This window comes from Micromonospora sp. IBHARD003 (assembly GCF_056106285.1).
The window spans coordinates 1714023-1735929 of sequence record NZ_JBWBBX010000001.1; the positions used below are offsets into that span (position 1 = coordinate 1714023).

A 21907-nucleotide genomic window follows, 5' to 3' on the forward strand; every position below is an offset into this window, starting at 1 on the left:
ACCAGACTAGAGAGCCGAGTTGAAACTCGGCACCCGATCGGTGCGGTCGACGGCAGCGGGACGCACGCGACCCAGCTTCCTGACGGCATCGGCACCGTGCACGTCGATCTCGGTGACGGGCACACGATTCTTCTTCGCGGCGGCGAAGGTGGCTGAGGTCTGGAAGGTCACGACGGCCGTCCTAGGTCATCTTGTGCTAACAGAGGGCACCGCACCGTTGCAGTGTCGGCGGCACGACTTTACTCTCATGGCCACCCACAGCAACTCGGCACGTAGAGCTGAAACAAAAGCGTTGCGCGAGTATTCCCCACTCCGAACGGAACAAGCCATTCCATCGAACGAGTGAAGCCAAATCCGCCGAGGGGGGTACGCATGGCCGGGGTTCCCGGACATCTGCAAAGCATGGTCTTCCGAAACGCTGATCTGCCGGTTCTCTTCCACCGCACCGACGAGACCGCCATCTCGCGCCAGCGCGAGGCTGTCAACGGCACCCGGCTGCAGTTACTCCTCCTCGTCCTGGGAGCCGGGCTGGCGGCGCTGCCCTGGCGCGGCTCGATCGGTCACTCCTTCCAACTCATGGGCATGCTCAGCGCGTTGGCGTACGCCGGGGTTCTGGTGGTCAGCTTCCGCGGATCCCGTCACCGAGCAAAGTCGCATTGGCAACTCAACCGCTCCGCAGCGGAGTTCATCCGCTCGATGTGCTGGCGGTACGCGGTCCACGGCGCACCCTTCGACTCCAACTCGCCCGATCCCGACCGGCTGTTCGTCACACGACTGGAAGAGGGACTGCAGGAACTGAGGAAGGTCGGATGGGTGGACCCGCGGGAGAACGGGGAGAGCGCCGCCGGCACCGAGCTCATCACCACACCGATGCGACTGCTGCGGGAGAAGGTCTTCAGCGTACGCAAGGAGACATATGTACGAGACCGGCTGATCGAACAGCGCAACTGGTACCACCGGCGCACGGAGGTCTCCCGGCGGGCCACCCTGCTGTGGCAGCTGACGATCGGCCTGCTCACCCTGCTGGCCCTGCTGTTCGGGACCCTGCGCACCTTCTCGGTCACCGAGTCGGCCGAACCCTTCGGACTGCTCTCGGCGGCGGCCGCGGCGTGTCTGGCGTGGAGCGAGATCCGGCGCCATCAGCCGCTGATCGCCGCCCACTCGCTGGTCGAGGAGGATCTGGCGGCGATCCACATCGCGATGGAGACCTCGGTGAACGAGGAACAGTGGGCGTCTGCCGTGTACGAGACCGAGCGGATCGTGTCACCCCAGCACACGGACTGGCTTGTGCGACACCGTAGTTGACCGTCCGTCACTCCTGGCGGCCCACTCCTCAGGCACGCTCGACGCCGGGCCGCCAGATGACGGTGACGGGGGTGCCGGTCTGCCGCGCGTAGCGCACGATGTCACCCGTCCCGCCGAGCCCCCGGGCCGGCTGCCCGTCCCAGACGGCGAGCAGCCGGTCGCAGTTGTCGGCGATGTAGGCCCCGGCGGCATAGTAGGCCTCGTCGGTGGAGTGGTCGAAGGCCATCCGGATCTCCTGGGCGGCCAGACTCCTCAGACTGCGGAAGCGCGCCAGTTCGTCCGGATGGTCGAAGGCGTCCTCGTAGTCACCGCTCGGGATCACGACGGTGAGCGCGGCGCCGCATTCGAGTGCGATGTCGGCGAAGATCTGGTCGGCGCCCGCCGCCAGGCTGGACAGTGCTTCCAGTGAGCCGCTGTGACCGCAGAGCAGTCTGCGGATGGCTGTGCGGACATGGGTCATGGCCTCGGGCGGGATGTTCCGGTGGCCGGTCACTCCGATGCGCTTCACAGATCGCAACCCCCCTGGCGTCTACGGTGCGCGACCGTTCTGACATCCTCTCAAATCCGCGCAAGAGGACGGGCCCGCGTACTCGATCCGGACACCGGTGGCCGCCGCTACGGTGCGGCGAAGGAATCGAGATGCCGCCGCAGCACTTCCTGGATCTCGTTGGTGTCGCCGGCAGGCAGCAGCCACGGGGTCTCGGCTCCGTTCGCCATGGCGAGACTGCTCGCAAAGCGCACGAGGTGCGGTGCGGGGGCGAACGAGTCGCGAAGCCACGTGGCGAAGACGCCGGCTTCGGCCGAGGTCACGTCGGTGAGTCTCGCAGCACTCGGTCCCGCCGAGCCGGAAGCTCAGCGGGACCGAGGAGAACCACCCCCTCACCGATCTGGAGCGTCCGGATCGGGGACGGGGGCTTTGACTACAGCTCGAGCTGGTGTGCGAGGGGATTGCGGGAGGGCGGAATCAGTAGACGCTGACGCCGTACGCGCTGAGTGCCTCGGTGACCGGCTGGAAGAAGGTCGTACCGCCGGAGCTGCAGTTGCCACTGCCGCCGGAGGTCAGGCCGATGGCGCGGCTGCCGGAGTAGAGCGGGCCGCCGCTGTCGCCCGGTTCGGCGCAGACGTTGGTGCGGATCATCCCGTAGACGATGTCCCCGCCGCCGTAGTTGACCGTGGCGTTGAGACCGGTGACGGTGCCGCTGTGGGTGCCCGTGGTGGATCCGCGGCGGGTCACCGACATCCCGACGGTGGCGTTGGCGGCGCTGGTGATGTCCACGCCGCCGACCGTTCCCGGCTTGGCGATCGAGGTGTTGGTGTAGCGGACGATGCCGTAGTCGTTGCCCGGGAAGCTGGAGCCCGCGGTCGGGCCGAGGACGGTCGTGCGGGCGGAGTTGGCGTACCAGGTGCCCGCGCCGTCGGTGCAGTGGCCTGCGGTCAGGAAGTACTGGGTGCCCGCGCTGTTGCGGACGTTGAAGCCGAGGGAGCAGCGCCAGCCGGATGCGTAGACGGCGTCGCCGCCGGAGATCAGCTTGGAGAGCTTGCCCGGGATGCGCTCGATGCGGAGCGCGCCGGAGTTCGATCCCGCGGTCTGCCTGAGCTTGGCGAGCTCGGCCTTGGAGACGGTGGAGTCGGCGGTGACGACCAGGGTGTTGGTCGCCTTGTCGATGTACCAAGCGGTGCCGGCCACATCGGCTTCGAGCACGGCGTCGCTCGCGGCGGAGAGCTGCGTCGCGCTGAACATGCGGGGAGACTCGTCGGCGCTGGCGGTGGGGACGGCCAGGGCTGCGGCTGCGACGAGTCCGGTGGTGACGGCGAGCAGACGGGTTCGTCTCGCGACGCCACTGCGGGGGATGGTGCGCTTGATCCTCACTTGTCGTTCCTCCAGAGGGGGATCGGGGACCCGGCTGTGGGGTGACGGGTCCGTGAGGCGCAGTCAGCAGGCGGGGCGGATGCGGCATCCCTTTCCGCCACGTTCTGACAAGCGCTGTTCGGAGTATTCGCGGCCTCAACTACCCACGCAAGGGGGCCTTTCGGTCGCCGGTAGACCCGTGGACGGCGCCCCGTCAAGACAGCTTGCCCGGCCGAGTCCGGAAACCGGAGTCCGGGGGTCTGCCACCGGGCGTCCGGCAGCCGAGCAGCCCGCGCTCGTCGGCGTTTTCGCCGGTCGGCGGGCGCGGTGGGGATTCGGCGCAGGCGCATCACCTATCGGCCGGCGGCTCCGTGGAGACGACCGCTTCGTGGTGGACCTGTCAGCCCCGGACAGGGAAAGCACCACGGCGGCGCATCCTACGGTCCCCTTCGAACAAGGCCGGAATTCGATGTTCCGGATGGGTCGATGAAGGGAACCGGGGCAGGTGGGAACAGACGACCGGAGGGGTACGCGGTACACCGGAGACCCCTGACACGTTCGGGTGCGGGGCCATCGGTGAGGCCGCGCCGGGCTCTACCGCAGCAACAGAGCCGTGTCAGCGGCGCTCGCCCGGGGCGCGCAATCCGGCGCATGCTCCGACGCGCTGCCGCGGCCTTCCCCCGCCGCCAGGTCGTGCCCCCAGGACGCGCACGTACTGCGCTGGTCCTGACACAACCTCAGCAGCCGTCGCACGGACAGCAGCAGTCGCAACCGTCACAGCCGCAGTCGTCGCACTTGTGGCAGCAGCCCTCGCGCTTCTTCCGGGACCACGGCCCCTCGTACTCCTCGGCACAGCAGAGTTTGCAGGTACAGCACAGGCCGATGAAGGCGCCGCAGCCCGCCAAGAAGCCGCGCGGCTTCGGCTTGTGCGGACCGCCGCCGTACTCGGGCGGCAGTCCCCCGGGGCCGCTCGGACCGCCCGGACCACCCGGGCCTCCCGGCACACCGCCCCCGTAGGGGTTGGACGATCCATACGGGCCGTGCAGCCCGTGCCCGCCGTGCTGCCCGGGTGACCCCGCGCCGCCTCCGTAGGGCCCCGCGCCGTACGGGTTGCCCTGCGGAGGATGGCTTCCGTAGCCCTGGTGCGAACAGCCGACGGTACCGAAGGCCCGGTCGACGGACCGCACCAGTTCGTGGGCGAGCAGCATGTGCAGCAGCTTGTCGTCGACGAACTCGGCGTCGCGCAGCGCGAGCCTGATTCCGTGCAGGGCGTCGTCCGCGAGCCGCCGTGCCTCCGCCAGTGAGGTGCCGGTCGCCGTCAGCGGGTTCCACGCACCCGACGCGGCGTCAGTTTCCTTGTCCTCCACCGCGTCCAGCAGATGCGCGAGACGACCGAAGAGCCGGCCCGCCTCGGCGAGCGGGGCGACGTTCCCCGGCCGGCCGGCCAGTACGGCGGTGTGGGCGAAGGCCGCCGCGGTCGCCGTCTCCGTCGGCTCGGTCACCGTCAGCAGCGGGGTGCCCGGCCCCGCGAGGGCCTCGATCCCGGTCTGCCGGTCGACGGCGTCGACCAGCACGGCCGTGTCGAAGCCCAGCTCCCGGCCGGTCCGCGCTCCGGCCCGGTCCCAGCTTCGGGCGACCTTGCGGGCCGCGGCGGCCACCGGCCTGCGTGCCAGCACCCCGTCCCCGTCGGCGACATGGTCCCGCACCTTCGCCGAGGCGAGCACCAGTGACACGGTGGCGGCCAGCCGGGCGCCCTCACCACGCGCGACGGGAGCCGTGCGCATGGCGCGCAGCGGACAGGGGCCTGCCGTCCTGCGCAGCCGGGTGGCGTGCTCGGTCTGAGCCTCCGTCAGAACCGAGACGACAAGCCCGTCGTAGTTGGTGACGATCCGGGCGAACTGGCCGTGGTCCGAGCGAAGTGCCAGGCACAGACCGCAGAGATGGGCCATCCACTGCGTCTTGAGGCCGTCCGTGAGCCGATGGGTGCAGGGCCTGACGATTCCGAACACGACATGTCCCCCGTGAAGCCGTTCGAGTGCGCGGCCCGCATCGTACCCGCCGGACTCGTTAGGCCATACGCGCCCGACGTCACCCATCCGGCACGACATTCATATTTTGCTTCGATATGAGGCGTCTGAAGGCTCCTCAGGGCCCGTATTCAGGAACAATGTTGACGAAACGCCACATCTTCTGCACCAGTACCGTCACGAAACCCGCCTGCGGCGACTAACCACTTGGCGCACGATCCGCATCATGGACGACCATAGTGATGCGGAACCACGAGTGACCGCGGTGAAAGGAGGCGTCCATGGCATCGGTACGCAAGGCGAGTGCATGGCTGGGGCTCGTCGAGGACAACGACGAGCGGTACTACGACGACGAGTACTCCGAGGGTGCGGGAGCGGCCGAGCAGTGGGTCACCGACCCGCGGGTCCAGGTGGCCTCCGAGGCGGCACAGGAGCAGGGCCGCCGCATCGCCACCATCTCTCCCGACAGCTTCCGTGACGCGCGCATCATCGGCGAGCACTTCCGGGACGGCGTTCCGGTCATCGTCAACCTGACGTCCATGGAGCCCACCGACGCCAAGCGCGTCGTCGACTTCGCAGCCGGGCTGACCTTCGGGCTGCGGGGCTCGATCGAGCGTGTGGCGACCCGGGTCTTCCTGCTGACCCCCGCCGACACGGAGATCGTCACCGGAGAGCCCACCGGCCACCCCGGTGACAACTTCTTCAACCAGAGCTGAGGCCGGGATGGCCCCCGGCCGCACGCCCCGGCCCGCGGCGGGGACGCCGTACCGTGCGGCGTCCCCCGGCAGACGCGGAAGCCGGACCGAGCAAGGCGCTCGCCGGTCTACCGGAAGGCATCGAGACCGGTGAGCGCCTTGCCGAGCACCAGTTGGTGCATCTCCACGGTCCCCTCGTAGGTGAGCACCGACTCGAGATTGGTCGCGTGCCGCATCACCGGGTACTCGAGCGAGATCCCGTTGGCACCGAGGATGGTGCGCGAGGTGCGGCAGATCTCGATCGCTTCCCGCACGTTGTTGAGCTTTCCGAAGCTGACCTGCTCCGGACGGAGCCTCCCTGCGTCCATCCGCCGCCCGAGGTGGAGGGCGAGCAGGATCCCCTTGTGCAGTTCGAGCGCCATGTCGGCGAGCTTGGCCTGGGTGAGCTGGAAGCCGCCGATGGGCTTGCCGAACTGCTCGCGCGTCCTGGCGTAGTCGAGCGCGGCCTCGAAGCTGGATCGGGCAGCGCCCATGGCGCCCCAGACGATGCCGTAGCGCGCGTGCGACAGACAGCCGAGCGGGCCCTTGAGCCCGGTGACGCCCGGCAGGACGGCGTCGGCGGGCAACCGCACCTCGTCCAGGACGAGTTCACTCGTGACGGACGCACGCAGTGACCACTTGTGGGTGATTTCGGGGGCCGAGAATCCAGGGCTGTCGGTCGGGACGGCAAAACCGCGGATCCCGTCGTCGGTCTGTGCCCAGACGACCGCCACGCCCGCGACCGAGCCGTTGGTGATCCACATCTTGCGGCCCGTCAGCACCCAGTCACCGCCGTCGCGCTTGGCGTACGTACGCATCGCGGCGGGATCGGATCCGACGTCGGGCTCGGTCAGGCCGAAGCAGCCGATCGTGGAGCCGTCCGCCATCGACGGCAGCCAGCGCTGCTTCTGCTCCTCGGAGCCGTACTTCCAGATCGCGTACATGGCCAGGGAGCCCTGCACCGAGACGAGCGAGCGGATACCGGAGTCGGCGGCCTCCAGCTCCAGACAGGCCAGTCCGTACTGGACGGCCGTCGCGCCCGCGCAGCCGTAACCGGTCAGCGACATGCCGAGCGCGCCGATCGAGCCCAGTTCGCGGGCGAGTTCACGGATCCCGGGGAGCTCACCGCGCTCGTACCACTCGGCGATGTGCGGCAGCACGCGGTCGGCGGCCCAGGAGCGGACGGTGTCGCGGATCGCGAGGTCCTCCGGCTCCAGGAGGTCGTCGATGCCCAGGGGGTCGGCGGGGTCGAAGGGCGGCAGCTTCGAGGATGCGGTCATGAGGGTGCCTCCGGCGGCCGGCACGGCGCTGTGCGCAGAACCTAGCGGTGTTAGTTAATGCTCCGCGCTGACGTTACGGCTCAGTGTGCCGTGCGTCCAGAGCGGGCCGCGCCCGCCGCTTCGGCGGCCTTGCGGTACGCCGGGGCCGGGGCCGGGGCCGCGCTCCGCAGATGGTCCCGCGTGGGGAGAGCCGCCTGTCCGGGGAGCCCGGGCGCACCGTGGTCGAGTGCACCGTGGTCGAGTGCACCGTGGTCGAGTGCCCCGTGGTCGAGTGCCCCGTGGTCGAGTGCCCCGTGGTCGAGTGCCCCGTGGTCGCCCGCCTCGCTCCGCTCACTCGCCGCGTCCTGCGCGTACGCACGGGCATCGGGACGCGCGGGCGCGGGCACGTCGGTCTCCTCGGCGCACTCCATCACCTTCGGCAGACGCAGTGCCGCCAGCGCCCCGAGCAGCAGCAGCCCGGCACTCACCACGAGCGTGACGTGCAGACCGTGCACGAACGAGGTCCGCGCGGCGATCCGCAGTGCGTCCCCGGCGGGGCCGCCAAGGGTCTCGGCCACCTGATAGGCCTCGCCGAGCGAGTTGGTCGCGGCGGAACGCGCGGCTCCCGGCACTCCGGAGGCAACGGTCAGCCCGGGCGCATAGGCGGCGTTCATAACGCTGCCGAGCAGCGCGATGCCCATACCGGCGCCCAGTTGGTACGAGGTCTCGCCGATGGCGGCGGCCCCGCCCGCCTGGGCCGCGGGAGCCTCGCTCAGCATCGACTCGTACGCGGCGAACAGGGTGGTCTGCAGCCCGAAGCCGAGCAGCACGAAGCCGGCGGTGAGCAGCAGCGGCCGGTCGTGGTGTCCCATCAGGGTGAGCAGCAGCACGGCAGCCGCGGTCAGCACGAAACCCCAGCCCACCATCCGCCGCGGGCCGACGCGACGCAGGGTGTACGAACCGGTCGCACCCGCCGCCATGGCCGCGAAGGTGAGGGGCAGCAGCCGCAGCCCCGTCTCCAGTGGGCTGAGTTCCAGCACGAGCTGGAGGTACTGGACGGCGATCAGCTCCAGGCCGACCAGTGCCAGCATCGCGAGCACGATGCAGCCCACGGAGGTGGAGAAGGTCGCCCTGGCGAACATCCGCATGTCGATGAGGGGATGGTCGCGGCGCCTCTGCCGGCGTACGAAGAGGGCGAGCAGCACCGCTCCGGCGAGCAGCGGACCGGAGGTGCGCAGGTCGAGCGGCCCGTGACCCACGCCGAGCCGCTTCACGCCGAGGACCATTCCGAGCACGCCGGACGCGGCCATCAGCGCGCCGACGACGTCCCACGGCCCGTCGCCGCTTCCCCTGGACTCGGGGAGCAGCCAGCGGCCGACCGGCAGGATCAGCATCATCAGCGGGATGTTGATCAGGAAGACCGAGCCCCACCAGAAGTGCTGGACCAGGAAGCCGCCGAGCACCGGTCCGGTGGCCGCGCCCACGGCGGCGACCGCGGTCCAGATGCCGATGGCGGTGGCGCGCTCGCGGCGGTCGGGGAAGACGGCCCGCAGGATCGAGAGTGTCGCGGGCATGATCATCGCGCCGCCGACGCCGAGCAGGGCGCGGGCCCCGATGAGCACCTCGGGTGTGGTGGCCAGTGCGGCGACGGCGGAGGCCACGCCGAAGAGCGCGTAGCCGAGCAGCAGGATGCGCCGGCGGCCGACGCGGTCACCGAGCGTGCCGAAGAGGATCAGCAGCGAGGCGCACACCAGCGGATAGGCGTCGACGATCCAGAGGAGCTCGACACCGCTCGGGCGGAGGTCCTCGGTGACGGCGGGCACCGCGACGTGCAGCACGGTCGCGTCGAGCGCGACCAGCAGCAGGCTGAGGCAGAGGACGAGGAGGACGACCCAGCGGTTGGCACCGCCGCCGGCGCGCGTGCGCGCTCCGGTCGTGGTCGTCCCGAACATGTACGTACCTCCTGGTGAGTCTCTCGCGTCGGTGGGCCGGCCGGGGCGGGGCCTCGGGTGGGTGGCCCGGCATCGACGGGCGAGTGATCAGTCAGCGTACGCGAGTCCGGGCCGGTGACGCGTGGTCCACCTCTCACCTCACCGGGCCCCGCAGTGTGGCGTACACCACGCCGGACTGCCGGTGAGGTGGTACCCGTCGCGTGCGGAACGGCCCCGGAATTCCGGGCACCATTCCCGTGAACTGTTTTCTGTGCGACTGTTCGCGTTTCTTCGCCGACAAACACACCGCCCGCGGGTGCCGCCCCGCATTTGATGTGGACATACGCCTGCTTTTGCCACTCCGAACCGGAAAGAATGTCCGACTGAGACGCACTCCACATCACATCGTCATCACGAAGAGCCGAGATCGGCCTGGCGCAACGCTCACTCCCTGTAACGTCGATTGGGTGCGTACCGACATCTTTGCCCGTCTGGACCGGGAGCCGGAGCCGCCGAAGATAGAGATCCCGCGGATGAGCCGCACCCGTCTCGCCCTTCTCGGCGGGACCGCGGCGTTCTATCTGGCGATCGTCGTGGCCGTGATCGTCTCTTCCTGGCTGGTGATCGTCGACTGGAAGGTCATGCTCTTCCGGCCGTACCAGCAGTGGCCGGAACTGCACGCGTTTCTGGACTACTTCGTCGTGCTCGGACAGCGCGGCCCGACCGCGGTGATGGTGGCGGCCTGGCTGGGCTGGCGTTCATGGCGCCAGCACACGCTGCGGCCGCTGCTCTCCCTGGGCGCCGCACTGCTGCTGCTGAACGCGACGGTCGGCTCGGTCAAGCTCGGCCTCGGGCGGCTCGGACCGCACTACGCGACGCAGATCGGCTCCCCCGAGCTCTTCGCCGGCGGCGATATATTTCCGTCCGGCCACACCGCCAATGCCGTCGTGACCTGGGGAATCCTCGCCCATATGGCCACCACTCCACGGGCTCGGCGGTATCTGTCGGCGCTGTCCGCGGTGGTCGCGCTGGGCGTCGGCCTGACCACGGTCTACCTCGGTACGCACTGGCTGAGCGATGTGCTGCTGGGCTGGGCGGCGGGTCTGCTGATCCTGCTGGCGCTGCCGTGGTGCGAGCCGTTGATCGGGCACGCCGAGGCCTTCATCCTGTCGCTCCGCGACCGGCTGCGGGAACGTCGTCTTCCGGTGCCTTCGATGCCCGTCGCCGCGGGCGGACCACGACCCGTGGTGTACCCGCAGCGGGTGTCGTCGCAGGACCAGGACGGTGAGCCGACGCGCAGGCCGGTGGGTGCGGGAAACGGCCGGGTATCCGCTCCGGGCGGGACCCCGTCCGCCGCGACCGCGCAGCTCACACCGCCACGTACGCACGCCGTCGCACGCTCGGGACACGGCGGGCACGCCCCGCACGGCTCCCACCCGTCGCACGCGGTGCACACCAACCCGGTGGCGCCGACCGGCAGCCGCCGCCCGCCGCGGTCACGTCCGGTCACGGGCGGCTGACGACCGGGAGGCCTCGCACGACGCCTCGCATCGCGACTGTATGGCGAAGGGCCCGACCGCGGTCGGGCCCTTCGCCATACAGTCGCCATACAGAGGATGCGAGATACGGGGGATGCGAGCGCTCCGGCGCCGCGGGTCGGCGTCAGCCCTTCCAGCAGCGGCGGACCGTGCCGTCGTCGCCGACCTCGAAGTTCAGCCGCCCCACCAGGTACTCCATGGTGATGAAGGCACCCGGCGGCAGCGATCTGACGGTGGTCCAGCCCTGGCGGCGGGCGCGCCGCTCCGCCGTGTCGGCGTCGAGGCCGACGTAGTTCTCGGGGGCGTCGTCGGGCTGTGCGGGAGGAGTCGGTATGGGTGCCATGGAACCTCACCGTAGGCGGCAGCGGACAGTGACGGAAGCCATGAGGGCCTTCGCTTCCCCCCTTGGTCTCCGGCCCGGGGAGCCCCGCCGGAGGCTGTCGGCACGGCCCGGTGGTTCACCGTCGGCACGGGCCGTCCTTACACGTATCACCATCCCCGCGTACCTCACCGGTCACACTTGTGTCACAGGATCACGACATGTGTTTGACACCACCGTGTTCATTCGTGCGATTAACCGGAGTCATCCGTCCGGGAATTGCCAGAACGTTTCTGAATTTCACCGCAGAAGAACATGTGCCGCCCGGGAAATAGCCCCTGCCGTCGCATCGCGACGAACTGCCGGGGACCGGGAATTCATCATTCCTTACGCACTCCCTACTTCAGGACGAAACGGCCCTTCGCTCGTACGCGTATCACCCGTCACCCGGCTCGTGTCGCACCCTCTCGGGTGGTCTTGGTGCCTGGCATCGTGACACCAGCCCGAGACCGATTCCGCGCCGGACGAAGGTCCGCTCCGGTGACCGCGAGGTGGCAGCGATGGGCCGGACACCCCCGGGGCGCCGCCGCCACGACCCGCTTCAGGCGGCGGGGCCGCGCGGTCGCGGACTGGCTCACCGCCACCGGCCACAAGAAGATCGGGCATCTCTGCCTGATCACCTCGTTACCACGAAGTACGCGCCGAAGGTCGACGTCGACGACCCCTGGGGGTTCGGCCGGTCACTGGAGTGGGCGACCTCCTGCCCGCCGCCCCGGCACCACTCCTCTCGCTCCCGCGGATCCGCTCCGAGTCCCCGGCGTTCGATCTGCACCACCCCGGTTTCGCGCCACCGCGCGAGCTGCCCGCGGACGGCCGGACGGTCATTCCCCCAGGGCCCGGGACAGCCGGTCCCTGAGCGCCCGGACGTGCCCGGTCAGCTCCTCGGGCTCGACGATCTCGAAGTCGAAGCCCATGAGGGCCGCATGAATGACCATCACGTCGAGACTCGCCGCTCCGGTGTGCAGCAGACAGCTCTCCGGCCCCTCCGCCTCCAGCACACCGTCGGACGGTGACACGGCCACGGCCGCCCGCTGCGCCGACACCCGCAGTCTGATGACCGCCTTCGCGGCATACGCGGCGGTGGACACACCCTTGGAGACATAGGCCGCCAGATCCTCCGCCGGCGGGGTACGCGGGGCGAAACGCGGGCCGTGCGGCGGCTTGGGGGTGATCCGGTCGACCCGGAACGTCCGCCAGCCGGCCCGGTCCACGTCCCAGGCGACGAGATACCAGCGGCGCTCGCTGCACACCAGGCGGTGCGGTTCCACGGTGCGCCGGGTCGAGGTGCCGCCGTGGTCCTCGTACGCGAAACGCAGTCGCTCGGCGTCCCTGCAGACCCCCGCCAGTTCGGCCAGGACGGAGGGGTCGACCTGGGTACGCGCGGTGCGCAGCATCGGCACGGTGTACGCGTTGAGGGCGCTGATCCGCCGTCGCAGCCGGCTCGGCAGCACCTGTTCGAGCTTGGCCAGGGCGCGTACGGAGCTCTCGCCGATGCCCTCGATGCCCTGGCCGGCCGCGGTGCGCAGACCGACCGCGACGGCGACGGCCTCGTCGTCGTCCAGCAGCAGTGGAGGCATCTGGGCACCCGCGCCCAGCTGGTAGCCACCGCCGGTGCCGGGGCTGGCGTTGACGGGATAGCCGAGCTCGCGCAGCCGGTCGACGTCCCGTCGCACGGTGCGCGGGGTGACGCCGAGCCGCTCGGCGAGGTCGGCGCCGGACCATTCGCGGTGGGCCTGCAGCAGGGAGAGCAGGCGCAGTAGTCGCGCCGAGGTTTCCAGCATGGAGCGAGTCTGGCAGTACTTTCGGACAGGAGCGGTCCGCAGACGACGACGGGCGTCCTCACCCCCGGCGAGCGTGCTCCCCAGGCGACGGACACCCCCGCACCCGCCCTACGGGTGTGGGGTCAGCTCCACGCACAGGTCGTTGGCGGTGGTGTAACACGGCGCGGCGCGATACCCCTCGGCCTCGTGGACCGGATAGACGAAGGTGCCCCTGCGGTTCCAGATGTCGTCCAGGAGGCGGGAGATCCGCACCGCTCCGGCACCCTGCGCCGGCCGCAGCCACAGCGTCCACAGCTGTTGCTTCCGGACCGAACCCTCGACGAGCTCCGCGTACGGCACGGTGAAGCGGAAGCGCTCGCCGTCTCCCGCCACCGCGAACCGGTGGACGCTGTCCCCGTGCCGCGCCTCGACCACCGCACCCTCGCCGGTCCGTGCCCCGTACAGGACGCACTCGACGGTGAAGTCGCCCTGCCCGAAGGTGATGTCCCCGGCCTCGGCGTGCGGCGCGCGCACCCAGGCGCGCACGGCGAGAGTGCCGTCCGCCGTCGGACAGGGCACACGCACACGGACCTTTCCGGGCTCCGGGACCCGGTCGACAAGCGCCCGGAGGTCGCGGACACCGGACTCGACGGCTGCGTCCTCGTCGTCGAGATACGCGTCCCAGTAGCCGTCCGCCAGTTCCACGGTGCCGGACAGCTCGGCGCGTGCGCGCCCGCCGCCGGCCGGGACGAGCGGCAGCCGCACGGTGTCGTCGGGGCCGGTGCCTCCGCCGCGTCTGCGCAGCACCAGCGCCGAGCCCCCGGCCGTGCCGACCGCCAGGTCGAAGGTGACGGTGCCCGCGGAATCGGCCACGCAGTCGGCGCGCGGCGCACGGCGCGCGGTGGACCGCTCTGCCGACCCGGTGGACGCGGTGGACGCGGTCATGCCTTCTTCCCCTTCCGGATCGCATCGGCGGCCTTGTAGCGCAGCGCGTAGGCGCTGTCGAGCACGGCGCCTCTCGAACGGTGTATGGCATCCCGGAGGGCGCCGCAGGTACGGACGCTGCCGCCCCGGGTGACGAGTTCGGTGAACAGCGCCTCGTGGCGCTCGGCGATCCGCACCGGGTCGAAGCGCTCGGAGGCTCTCAGGGCCGCCTCGCCGGTGCGGCGCCGCAGTTCGTCGTCGTCGATCAGGCCGAGCAGGGCGTCGGCGACCGCGTCCGCGTCCCCGACCGGTACCAGCCGTCCGTCAACCCCGTCCTCGATGATCTCGGCCGGGCCGTGCGGGCAGTTCGTGGAAACGACCGGGAGGCCGCAGCGCATCGCCTCGACGATGGTCATCCCGAAGGACTCCATGCTCGAAGTGACGGCGGCGATCGAGCCCTTGACCCACTCCGGTTCGAGCGGATTGGCGGGGCCCATCAGGAAGACGTGGTTGTGCAGTCCGCGCTGTTCGATCAGGGTCCGCAGGGCGGTGCGTTCGTTGCCGGTCGCGTCGCCCGTGCCGTAGATCCTCAACCGCCAGTCGGGGCGGGCCGCGACGACCTTGGAGAAGGCCTTGACCAGCAGGTCGTAGCGCTTGACCTTGGTGAGCCGGCCGGCAGCGATCACCCACTTCGCGGCGGGATCGGCGGGCGCCGCGCCTGGTGCCGGCACGCTGTTGGGCACGGACTCGATCCGTACCCCGCTCAGCTTCAGGCGTGTGCGGTAGGCCCGGGCGTCCGCCTCGGTGACCGTGGTGACCGCGTCCAGCAGTGCGTAGCGGTGGGCGATCTCGCGCCGCAGCCGGTAGCCGTGGCTGTCCAGCGTCAGATGCTCCTGGCCGACCCTGGCCGGGCCGCGGCGGGCCTGGCGGGCGATGTGCACGTTCAGCCCGGGGCGGGTGCCGACGACGACATCGGCCTCCAGCGACCTCAGATGGGCGGCGATCCGGGCGTCGCTGAGACGGCTGTACTGCTTCCAGCGGCCGTCGCCCCGCGGGAACACCTTCGCGGGACGGCTGTACTCCGGATCGCCCGTGTCGTTGCCGGGGCTCCCCTTGCGCAGGTCGACGAGATGGCGCATGACGACGCCGGGCGGTTCACCCAGCATCGGCTCGTCGCGGTGCCTGAAGACGGAGACGATCTCGACGTCATGACGCTCGGCCAGGACCTGGGCGAGGTTGAACGTCGTGCGGATCGTGCCTCCGATGCCGTATGCGTTGTGGAGCAGAAAAGAAATATGCATGCGGTGCCGCATCCCCCGGTTCAGATGGTCAGCACGCCACTGTACTGGCCGTCCGGCGGGTGGCGCGGCAGCTCCGGCGCGGGGCAGGGCGGGGCGCGTACCACGAAGGTGCGGGGCCGCGGCAAGCCCACGCCGCATTCGCGGGGCGGGCCGCGGCGCGGGAACCTCGCTCACCGGTGCCTGGCCGCGCGCAAGCGCCGGGCACAGCTCACCCTTGCGATCGATCTGTCGACTTGACGTTCTGTCGCCACCGTCTGTCACACGCGTGACCCCGGCCGCCGCTCGCCCGTTGTTCCCGTCATGAGCCGGGGACTCCTTCCCCGGCCCCCACCCAGCACCGAGTCCGAGGAGCCACCCGTGCCGCGCATGCTCGACGTCAGCGAGGACGTACGCGCCGAGATCGGCGACGAAGAAGCCGACCGGTTGCTCGCCGGCGAGAACGCCCCGGGCAGCTACGACTGCACCTCCTGCCGCACCCCGGGCGATTCCGAGCAGGAACGCACCAGCACCGTGCTGTTCGTCGGCGAGGAGACCGCCGTCCTCGCCTTCGCCCATGCCAGCTGCATCCCGTCCCAGGTCGTCCAGGTGGCCGAGGAGCACCTCAAGGGCGCCGTCCGGTCCATCACCGGTGAGACCCCGGCTCCGCACGGGCACGGCTACCCCGCCGCCCGGCCGGAGCCCGTCGCGCAGCCCGCGCCCCCGGTGCCCGCCGTGCTCGGTGTCACCAGCGGTCTCGTGCTGATCGCCGACGAGTTGCACCCCGCACTCGTCGTGGAGCCGACCGCGCCGATCGCCCGCCCCGGGACGACGGGGGGCGGGGACGACTTCCTGCCGCTGCTGATCGAGCAGGGCTTCCTCCCGGTGTCCGCGGTCAACGAGGTCCCGCCGACGCTCCACGGCTGGTCCGTGCTGCTGGCCGTGGGGCAGCTGCACGCGGTGCTCCAGCCTGGTACGGCCGGCGGCGGCCAGGTCGCCTGGTGGCAGGCCCACCAGCCGCTCCAGGTGACCGACGGCTGGCGCGTCGCGGCCAACAAGTCCCACACGGTGCTGGTTTTCTGCGCCCCGGTCGGGTCCATCGGCCAGCAGCCGCGTGAGGACCTGCTGCGCGACGCCCTGGACAAGGCGGCGGCGAACGGGCGGCTGGTCGCCGCCGCCATGCCCCTGGCGGGCACCTGATCCCGCCGGGGCCCCAGCAGCGTCCGGGCCGTCAGGAGAACCCCATGCGCCCCGCGTACCCCCGCCGAACTGCGATTTCCCCGACAGGACCGCATCCCACCGGCACGAAGGTCGTTGGCTCATACGTGCAGAGATACGAGCCCGGCCGAGAGCCCTACCCGAGCAAGACCTCCGAGGCCACGCCGATCTACGACGCGCTGTGCTCCGAGTACCGGAAGGCTTTCCGGGCACTGCCCGGAGACCGCAGCGGCGAGGAGGACTTCGGCTTCAAGGCCTTCGGAACCGGCCAGAACAACGGCCACACCGGATTCGGCTCGGGATACAGCGGGGACCTGAGCATCTGGCAGGCAGGCGTCCGGCGGCGCACCGGGCAGCACCGCGCGCCGGCGGCACTGCCTCCGGCCCCCCGAAGAGGTCTGTGAGGACGGGGAGTTCACACGGAAGTGGCCGGGCGGCACAGCGCCGCCCGGCCACTTCGTCGTCTCCGTGGGTGACTTCATGCCCCGCGGACCACGAGTCGTCTCCGCGCGCTACCTCTTCTTGCCGCGCTTCTCCCGCACCCGCACCGAGATGTGGATCGGCGTGCCCTCGAAGCCGAACTCCTCACGCAGCCGCCGCTCCACGAAGCGCCGGTAGCCGTGCTCCAGGAAGCCGGAGGCGAACAGCACGAAGCGCGGGGGCTTGGTGCCCGCCTGGGTGCCGAACAGGATGCGCGGCTGCTTGCCACCGCGGATCGGGTGCGGATGGGCCGAGACCAGCTCGCCGAGGAAGGCGTTGAGACGGCCGGTCGGCACCCGGGTCTCCCATCCTTCGAGTGCCGTCTCGATCGCGGGGACCAGCTTCTCCATGTGCCGTCCGGTCCGGGCGGACACATTCACCCGGGGCGCCCAGGAGACCTGCTGCATCTCGGTCTCGATCTCGCGCTCGAGGTAGTAGCGGCGCTCCTCGTCGAGGCTGTCCCACTTGTTGTACGCGATGACGAGTGCCCGGCCCGCCTCGACGGCCATCGTGATGATCCGCTGGTCCTGGACGGAGATGGACTCGCTGGTGTCGATGAGGACGACGGCGACCTCGGCCTTCTCGACGGCGGCCGCGGTGCGCAGCGAGGCGTAGTAGTCGGCGCCCTCCTGCAGGTGGACCCGCTTGCGGATGCCCGCGGTGTCCACGAACTTCCAGGTCGTGCCGCCGAGTTCGATGAGCTCGTCCACGGGGTCGCGAGTGGTGCCGGCCACCTCGTTGACGACGACGCGCTCTTCGCCCGCGACCTTGTTCAGCAGGGACGACTTGCCGACGTTCGGGCGGCCGATGAGCGCGATCCGCCGGGGGCCGCCGACGGCGTTGCCGAAGGTCTGGGCGGGGGCGTCGGGAAGGGCCTTCAGCACCTCGTCCAGCAGGTCTCCGGTGCCGCGGCCGTGCAGTGCGGAGACCGGGAACGGCTCGCCGAGGCCGAGGGACCAGAGCATGGCGGCGTCGGCCTCGGCGGACGGGCCGTCGACCTTGTTGGCGGCGAGGACGACGGGCTTCCCGGCCCGGCGCAGCAGCTTCACGACGGCCTCGTCGGTGTCGGTGGCGCCCACGGTGGCGTCCACGACGAAGACGACCGCGTCGGCGGCCTCGATCGCGAACTCGGCCTGGGCGGCGACGGAGGCGTCGATGCCGAGGACGTCCTGCTCCCAGCCGCCGGTGTCGACGACCTTGAAGCGGCGCCCGGCCCACTCGGCCTCGTAGGTCACCCGGTCGCGGGTGACGCCGGGCCGGTCCTCGACGACGGCTTCGCGGCGGCCGATGATGCGGTTGACGAGGGTCGACTTGCCGACATTGGGGCGGCCGACGACGGCGAGGACGGGCAGCGGGCCGTGACCGGCCTCCTCGATGGCGCCCTCGACGGCTTCGAGGTCGAAGCCCTCCTCCGCGGCGAGCTCCATGAACTCCGCGTACTCGGTGTCGCCGAGTGCCCCGTGGTCGTGCTGGTCGTTCATGAAGTCCGTTTCCTTGTTCTTCCGTGGTGATCGGTGAGCACCGCGCGGATTCCGCGGGGGGTGGCTCACTACTGAAGTCTCGCTCAGCGTCCGGTGAGGCGCCTGGCGTTTTCCAGGTGGGCGGTGAGCCGCTTCTGGATGTGTACGGACGCTTCGTCCAGCGCCTTGCGGGTGCGCCTGCCCGTGCCGTCCCCCTCGGTGAAGGCCTCACCGAAGACGACGTCGACGCCGCTGCGCAGCGGAGGCAGCGCCGGTATCAACCGCCCGCCCCGCCCGCTGCTTCCCAGCACCGCGACCGGGACGATCGCCGCCCCCGACCGTACGGCGAAGTAGGCGAGTCCGGAGCGGATCGAGGAGAAGTCGCCCTCCCCCCGGGTGCCCTCGGGGAAGATCCCGAGAACCCCGCCGTTCTCGAGCACGCCGAGGGCCCGGGTGATGGCCGCCCGGTCGGCGCGGGTGCGGTCCACCTCCAGCTGACCGATCCCGCGCAGGAACGTGCCGAGGGGACCGATGAACGCCTCCTGCTTGATCAGGAAGTGCACCGGCCTGGGGGCCGACCCCATGAGCATGGGTCCGTCGATGTTGTGTGCGTGGTTGACGGCGAGGATCACCGGGCCGCTGGCCGGAACGTGCCAGGCTCCGAACACACGCGGATTCCAGAGCGTGCGCATGAGCCCTGTCCCGATCCGCCTGCCGACGGCGGCGCCTCTCGCGGATGGCACAGGCAAAGCGGTCACCGCGCGGCCCGCTTCTCCTCGACCAGCGTCACGATGCACTCGATGACCTGCGACAGCGTGAGCTCGGTGGTGTCGACCTCGACGGCGTCGTCCGCCTTGGCGAGCGGGGACGTCTTGCGGCCGGAGTCGGCGGCGTCGCGCTTGATCAGTGCCTCGCGGGTGGCGGCGAGACCGGCGGCCTCCTTGCCCTTCAGCTCGCCGTTGCGGCGGGCGGCACGGGCCTCGGCGGACGCGGTCAGGAAGATCTTGAGATCGGCGGTGGGCAGCACCGTCGTGCCGATATCCCGGCCTTCGACGACGATGCCCTTCTCCGCGCCGGCGGAGATGGTCCGCTGCAGCGCGGTCAGCCTGGCACGCACCTCGGGAACCGCGCTGACCGCACTGACCTTGGAGGTGACCTCCTGGGTACGGATCGGGCCGGAGGCGTCCGCGCCGTCCACGCTGATCGTGGGCGCGAGGGGATTGGTACCGGACTCGATCACGGGCTTGCCGGCCGCGCTCGCGATCGCGGCCGGGTCATCGGTGTCGACCCCGTTGCTGATCATCCACCAGGTGATCGCCCGGTACTGCGCACCGGTGTCGAGGTAGCTGAGTCCCAGCTCGGCAGCGACCGCCTTGGAGGTGCTCGACTTGCCCGTGCCGGAGGGGCCGTCGATGGCGACGATCACGGATTCCACGGTGTCGGAGACCTTCCTCGTACGGATTGCGGGCAGGCCGGAATGCCAAGGTGCCCCGCACAAGGTTACCGAGTGCGGGGAGGGGGCATGCACCGCTTCCCCGGCTGCCCTGATCCCCGGCTCCCCGTTGCCCCCCCCCGGGAGACACCGGACGCACCGGGCGGCTCCCGGCGGCCGGAAGGCCGGGGACCCGCCGGGGACCACCAAGGACCGCCGGGTGCAGCGCCTACTGCCTCAGGGCCCAGCCCCGCTCGCGCAGCGCGGCGCTGAGGACCGCGGCCGCGGCCGGCTCGACCATGAGCTGGACGAGGCCCGCCTGCTGCCCGGTCGCATGCTCGATGCGGACGTCCTCGATGTTGACGCCGGCCCGGCCGGCGTCGGCGAAGATCCGGGCCAGCTCACCGGGCTGGTCGCTGATGAGCACGGCGACGGTCTCGTACGCGGCGGGGGCGGCACCGTGCTTGCCCGGGACGCGTTCGCGGCCCGCGTTGCCGCGGCGGAGCACGTCCTCGACACCGGTGGCGCCGTCGCGGCGCTTGTCGTCGTCGGAGGACTGGAGGGCCCGCAGCGCGCGGACCGTCTCGTCCAGGTCGGCCGCGACGCCCGCGAGGACGTCGGCGACGGGTCCGGGATTCGCGGAGAGGATGTCGATCCACATCCGGGGATCCGAGGCCGCGATCCGGGTCACGTCCCGGATGCCCTGCCCGCACAGCCTGACGGCCGTCTCGTCCGCGTCGGCCAGCCGCGCCGCGACCATGGACGAGATCAGCTGAGGGGTGTGGGAGACCAGCGCCACCGCCCGGTCGTGGGCGTCGGCGTCCATCACCACGGGCACCGCCCGGCACAGCGCGACCAGCTCCAGCGCCAGGTTGAGCACCTCGGTGTCGGTGTCACGGGTGGGGGTGAGTACCCAGGGCCGGCCTTCGAAGAGGTCGGCCGTGGCGGCCAGCGGACCCGAGCGCTCCTTGCCGGACATGGGGTGGGTACCGATGTACGCGGACATGTCCACGCCGAGCGCCTCAAGCTCGCGCCGCGGCCCGCCCTTCACACTCGCCACGTCGAGGTAGCCGCGGGCGGTACCGGCGCGCATCGCCTCCGCGAGCGCGGCGGGCACATACGCCGGGGGCACGGCCACGATCGCGAGGTCCACCGCCCCCTCGGGGGCTTCGTCCGTTCCGGCGCCGAGCGCCGACGCGGTCCTGGCCTGTGCGGGATCGTGGTCCCTGAGATGGACGGTGACGCCCCGGCCGGCCAGTGCCAGTGCGGCGGAGGTGCCGATCAGTCCGGTTCCGATGACGACCGCGGTTCTCACTGGGCGATGTCCTTGCGCAGAGCGGCCGCCGCGCCGAGGTACACATGCGCGATCTCGGACCTGGGCTTGTCGGAATCGATGTGCGCGAGGATCCGTACGACCCGGGGCATCGCGCCCTCGACGTCCAGCTCCTGGGCGCAGATCAGCGGTACGTCCACGATCCCGAGCCCACGTGCCGCCGCGGCCGGGAAGTCGCTGTGCAGATCGGGCGTGGCCGTGAACCAGACGCTGATCAGATCGTCGGCGGTGAGCCCGTTGCGCTCCATGATGGCGGTGAGCAGCCGGCTGACCTGCTCGTCCATGTGCCCGGCCTCGTCCCGTTCCAGCTGGACGGCTCCCCGGACGGCTCGTACCGCCACGTTGTGCTCCTTTGCTCGGCATGTGCTCCCGTCAGCGTAGTCAGCCACCAGGACGCACCGGCGCGGCGACCGCCCTCCGAGACGAGAGGACGGCCGCCGCTCCACGGTGGGTACCCGGATGCCGCTACATCCGCCGCGACTTGATCAGCTCCTCGAGCGAGCCGCTCTTCGGCAGCTGCCCCTCGGGGGTCAGCTTGTCGACGGCCTTCGGCAGGGACTGGGCGATCTCGTCCGCGGCCTGCTGCGGTGTCACACCGCTCTCGTTCGCGACTTTGGTCAGGGTCTCGGACGGAAGCGCCTCGACGATCTGCGAGCCGCTGACGGGCTTGTTCTGGCCGGTGCCGATCCAGGACTGGGCCTGCTCGACGAGACCGGACTTGTTCAGCATGTCCATCAGTCCACTGAGCGGACTGCCGTTGGACGCGCCCTTACCGTTGCCGCTGAACGCGTTGAACAGAGCGCCCAGGATGTTTCCCGCACCGTTCTGGCCACTGCCGCTCTGACCGCTACCGCTCTGGCCTCCGCCGAGCAGACTGCCCAGAAGGCTGCCGAGATCGTTTCCCGCCATGGTCCTGCCTTTCGCGTAGGAGAAGGGGGATCACGGCCAATGTCACCCACTCGGGGCTGTGCCGCCACCCGGACCATTACGCACCGTCGACC

At 70.7% G+C, this 21907-nt stretch carries 22 protein-coding genes and 1 pseudogene; 6 read left to right on the plus strand and 17 right to left on the minus strand.

Features of this window, described 5'->3' with window-relative positions; genetic code table 11:
* Nucleotides 1-6 precede the first annotated feature (6 nt).
* Entirely contained in the window at nucleotides 7-171 is a 165-nt protein-coding gene (locus ACTWOL_RS07525) for a hypothetical protein (RefSeq protein WP_474295639.1), read from the minus strand.
* Nucleotides 172-372: 201 nt separating this feature from the next.
* Here ACTWOL_RS07525 and ACTWOL_RS07530 point away from each other — a divergent pair, with 201 nt between their 5' ends.
* The gene (locus tag ACTWOL_RS07530) at nucleotides 373-1305 is read left to right on the plus strand and encodes a DUF4231 domain-containing protein (protein ID WP_474295641.1); all 933 of its coding nucleotides are present in this window, start codon (nucleotides 373-375) and stop codon (nucleotides 1303-1305) included.
* A gap of 28 nt (nucleotides 1306-1333) precedes the next feature.
* Here ACTWOL_RS07530 and ACTWOL_RS07535 read toward each other — a convergent pair whose 3' ends face one another.
* The 4 genes from ACTWOL_RS07535 to ACTWOL_RS07550 form a co-directional block, all read right to left on the minus strand.
* Nucleotides 1334-1813, minus strand: a complete 480-nt coding sequence (locus ACTWOL_RS07535) for a hypothetical protein (protein ID WP_474295645.1) — start codon at nucleotides 1811-1813, stop codon at nucleotides 1334-1336.
* A 107-nt stretch (nucleotides 1814-1920) separates the two neighbouring features.
* Complete coding sequence (locus tag ACTWOL_RS07540) at nucleotides 1921-2115, minus strand: hypothetical protein (RefSeq protein WP_474295647.1); 195 nt, start codon at nucleotides 2113-2115, stop codon at nucleotides 1921-1923.
* A 154-nt stretch (nucleotides 2116-2269) separates the two neighbouring features.
* Complete coding sequence (locus ACTWOL_RS07545) at nucleotides 2270-3175, minus strand: S1 family peptidase (RefSeq protein ID WP_474295649.1); 906 nt, start codon at nucleotides 3173-3175, stop codon at nucleotides 2270-2272.
* Nucleotides 3176-3891: 716 nt separating this feature from the next.
* A complete protein-coding gene (locus ACTWOL_RS07550) occupies nucleotides 3892-5163 on the minus strand; it encodes a DUF5685 family protein (RefSeq protein WP_474295651.1) in 1272 nt (423 codons plus the stop codon).
* A 299-nt stretch (nucleotides 5164-5462) separates the two neighbouring features.
* Between ACTWOL_RS07550 and ACTWOL_RS07555 the strand changes: the two genes are divergently transcribed.
* Entirely contained in the window at nucleotides 5463-5897 is a 435-nt protein-coding gene (locus tag ACTWOL_RS07555; RefSeq protein ID WP_474295653.1) for a cell division protein SepF, read from the plus strand.
* 107 nt (nucleotides 5898-6004) lie between these two features.
* On the opposite strand, the gene ACTWOL_RS07560 is transcribed toward ACTWOL_RS07555, so the two are convergent.
* Both ACTWOL_RS07560 and ACTWOL_RS07565 read right to left on the minus strand, forming a co-directional pair.
* A complete protein-coding gene (locus ACTWOL_RS07560; RefSeq protein WP_474295655.1) occupies nucleotides 6005-7195 on the minus strand; it encodes an acyl-CoA dehydrogenase family protein in 1191 nt (396 codons plus the stop codon).
* Nucleotides 7196-7275: 80 nt separating this feature from the next.
* Complete coding sequence (locus tag ACTWOL_RS07565; RefSeq protein ID WP_474295657.1) at nucleotides 7276-9126, minus strand: MFS transporter; 1851 nt, start codon at nucleotides 9124-9126, stop codon at nucleotides 7276-7278.
* Nucleotides 9127-9572: 446 nt separating this feature from the next.
* Here ACTWOL_RS07565 and ACTWOL_RS07570 point away from each other — a divergent pair, with 446 nt between their 5' ends.
* A complete protein-coding gene (locus tag ACTWOL_RS07570) occupies nucleotides 9573-10625 on the plus strand; it encodes a phosphatase PAP2 family protein (protein ID WP_474295659.1) in 1053 nt (350 codons plus the stop codon).
* 142 nt (nucleotides 10626-10767) lie between these two features.
* Here the strand turns inward: ACTWOL_RS07570 and ACTWOL_RS07575 are convergent, their stop codons facing one another.
* Complete coding sequence (locus ACTWOL_RS07575; RefSeq protein ID WP_474295661.1) at nucleotides 10768-10986, minus strand: I78 family peptidase inhibitor; 219 nt, start codon at nucleotides 10984-10986, stop codon at nucleotides 10768-10770.
* Between the two features lie 668 nt (nucleotides 10987-11654).
* Between ACTWOL_RS07575 and ACTWOL_RS07580 the strand changes: the two are divergent.
* Nucleotides 11655-11878, plus strand: a pseudogene (locus tag ACTWOL_RS07580) (hypothetical protein); the annotation flags it as partial.
* On the opposite strand, the gene ACTWOL_RS07585 reads toward ACTWOL_RS07580, so the two are convergent.
* From ACTWOL_RS07585 to ACTWOL_RS07595, 3 genes are all read right to left on the minus strand, one after another.
* Nucleotides 11844-12803: a helix-turn-helix transcriptional regulator gene (locus ACTWOL_RS07585; RefSeq protein ID WP_474295663.1), complete on the minus strand. Its 960-nt coding sequence runs from the start codon at nucleotides 12801-12803 to the stop codon at nucleotides 11844-11846. The pseudogene ACTWOL_RS07580 and the gene ACTWOL_RS07585 overlap by 35 nt on opposite strands.
* Nucleotides 12804-12911: 108 nt before the next feature.
* Nucleotides 12912-13727, minus strand: coding sequence for a hypothetical protein (locus ACTWOL_RS07590; protein WP_474295665.1), 816 nt, complete (start codon nucleotides 13725-13727; stop codon nucleotides 12912-12914).
* A complete protein-coding gene (locus tag ACTWOL_RS07595; protein WP_474295666.1) occupies nucleotides 13724-15007 on the minus strand; it encodes a glycosyltransferase family 4 protein in 1284 nt (427 codons plus the stop codon). The genes ACTWOL_RS07590 and ACTWOL_RS07595 overlap by 4 nt, the downstream gene beginning before the upstream one ends.
* A gap of 357 nt (nucleotides 15008-15364) precedes the next feature.
* On the opposite strand from ACTWOL_RS07595, the gene ACTWOL_RS07600 reads away from it, so the two are divergent.
* Together ACTWOL_RS07600 and ACTWOL_RS07605 are read left to right on the plus strand one after the other, a co-directional pair.
* Complete coding sequence (locus tag ACTWOL_RS07600; RefSeq protein ID WP_474295668.1) at nucleotides 15365-16183, plus strand: hypothetical protein; 819 nt, start codon at nucleotides 15365-15367, stop codon at nucleotides 16181-16183.
* Nucleotides 16184-16308: 125 nt separating this feature from the next.
* Nucleotides 16309-16605, plus strand: coding sequence for a hypothetical protein (locus ACTWOL_RS07605; protein ID WP_474295670.1), 297 nt, complete (start codon nucleotides 16309-16311; stop codon nucleotides 16603-16605).
* A gap of 108 nt (nucleotides 16606-16713) precedes the next feature.
* Here the strand turns inward: ACTWOL_RS07605 and der are convergent, their stop codons facing one another.
* From der to ACTWOL_RS07635, 6 genes are all read right to left on the minus strand, one after another.
* Nucleotides 16714-18162, minus strand: a complete 1449-nt coding sequence (gene der, locus ACTWOL_RS07610; protein WP_474295672.1) for a ribosome biogenesis GTPase Der — start codon at nucleotides 18160-18162, stop codon at nucleotides 16714-16716.
* Between the two features lie 83 nt (nucleotides 18163-18245).
* Entirely contained in the window at nucleotides 18246-18833 is a 588-nt protein-coding gene (locus ACTWOL_RS07615; RefSeq protein WP_474295675.1) for a lysophospholipid acyltransferase family protein, read from the minus strand.
* A 62-nt stretch (nucleotides 18834-18895) separates the two neighbouring features.
* Nucleotides 18896-19576, minus strand: coding sequence for a (d)CMP kinase (gene cmk / locus ACTWOL_RS07620; RefSeq protein WP_474295677.1), 681 nt, complete (start codon nucleotides 19574-19576; stop codon nucleotides 18896-18898).
* Between the two features lie 226 nt (nucleotides 19577-19802).
* A complete protein-coding gene (locus ACTWOL_RS07625; RefSeq protein WP_474295680.1) occupies nucleotides 19803-20888 on the minus strand; it encodes a prephenate dehydrogenase in 1086 nt (361 codons plus the stop codon).
* The gene (gene aroH / locus ACTWOL_RS07630) at nucleotides 20885-21247 is read right to left on the minus strand and encodes a chorismate mutase (RefSeq protein ID WP_474295682.1); all 363 of its coding nucleotides are present in this window, start codon (nucleotides 21245-21247) and stop codon (nucleotides 20885-20887) included. The genes ACTWOL_RS07625 and aroH overlap by 4 nt, the downstream gene beginning before the upstream one ends.
* Nucleotides 21248-21371: 124 nt before the next feature.
* Nucleotides 21372-21815, minus strand: a complete 444-nt coding sequence (locus ACTWOL_RS07635) for a YidB family protein (RefSeq protein WP_474295684.1) — start codon at nucleotides 21813-21815, stop codon at nucleotides 21372-21374.
* Between the last annotated feature and the right edge of the window lie 92 nt (nucleotides 21816-21907).

Bases quoted from the DNA above. Each gene is read 5' to 3' on its own strand.
- ACTWOL_RS07615 (WP_474295675.1), bottom strand. From the start codon at position 18,833: ATGCGCACGCTCTGGAATCCGCGTGTGTTCGGAGCCTGGCACGTTCCG.
- ACTWOL_RS07590 (WP_474295665.1), bottom strand. From the start codon at position 13,727: ATGACCGCGTCCACCGCGTCCACCGGGTCGGCAGAGCGGTCCACCGCG.
- ACTWOL_RS07575 (WP_474295661.1), bottom strand. From the start codon at position 10,986: ATGGCACCCATACCGACTCCTCCCGCACAGCCCGACGACGCCCCCGAG.
- ACTWOL_RS07560 (WP_474295655.1), bottom strand. From the start codon at position 7,195: ATGACCGCATCCTCGAAGCTGCCGCCCTTCGACCCCGCCGACCCCCTG.
- ACTWOL_RS07585 (WP_474295663.1), bottom strand. From the start codon at position 12,803: ATGCTGGAAACCTCGGCGCGACTACTGCGCCTGCTCTCCCTGCTGCAG.
- ACTWOL_RS07565 (WP_474295657.1), bottom strand. From the start codon at position 9,126: ATGTTCGGGACGACCACGACCGGAGCGCGCACGCGCGCCGGCGGCGGT.
- ACTWOL_RS07595 (WP_474295666.1), bottom strand. From the start codon at position 15,007: ATGCATATTTCTTTTCTGCTCCACAACGCATACGGCATCGGAGGCACG.
- ACTWOL_RS07635 (WP_474295684.1), bottom strand. From the start codon at position 21,815: ATGGCGGGAAACGATCTCGGCAGCCTTCTGGGCAGTCTGCTCGGCGGA.
- der (WP_474295672.1), bottom strand. From the start codon at position 18,162: ATGAACGACCAGCACGACCACGGGGCACTCGGCGACACCGAGTACGCG.
- ACTWOL_RS07555 (WP_474295653.1), top strand. From the start codon at position 5,463: ATGGCATCGGTACGCAAGGCGAGTGCATGGCTGGGGCTCGTCGAGGAC.
- ACTWOL_RS07530 (WP_474295641.1), top strand. From the start codon at position 373: ATGGCCGGGGTTCCCGGACATCTGCAAAGCATGGTCTTCCGAAACGCT.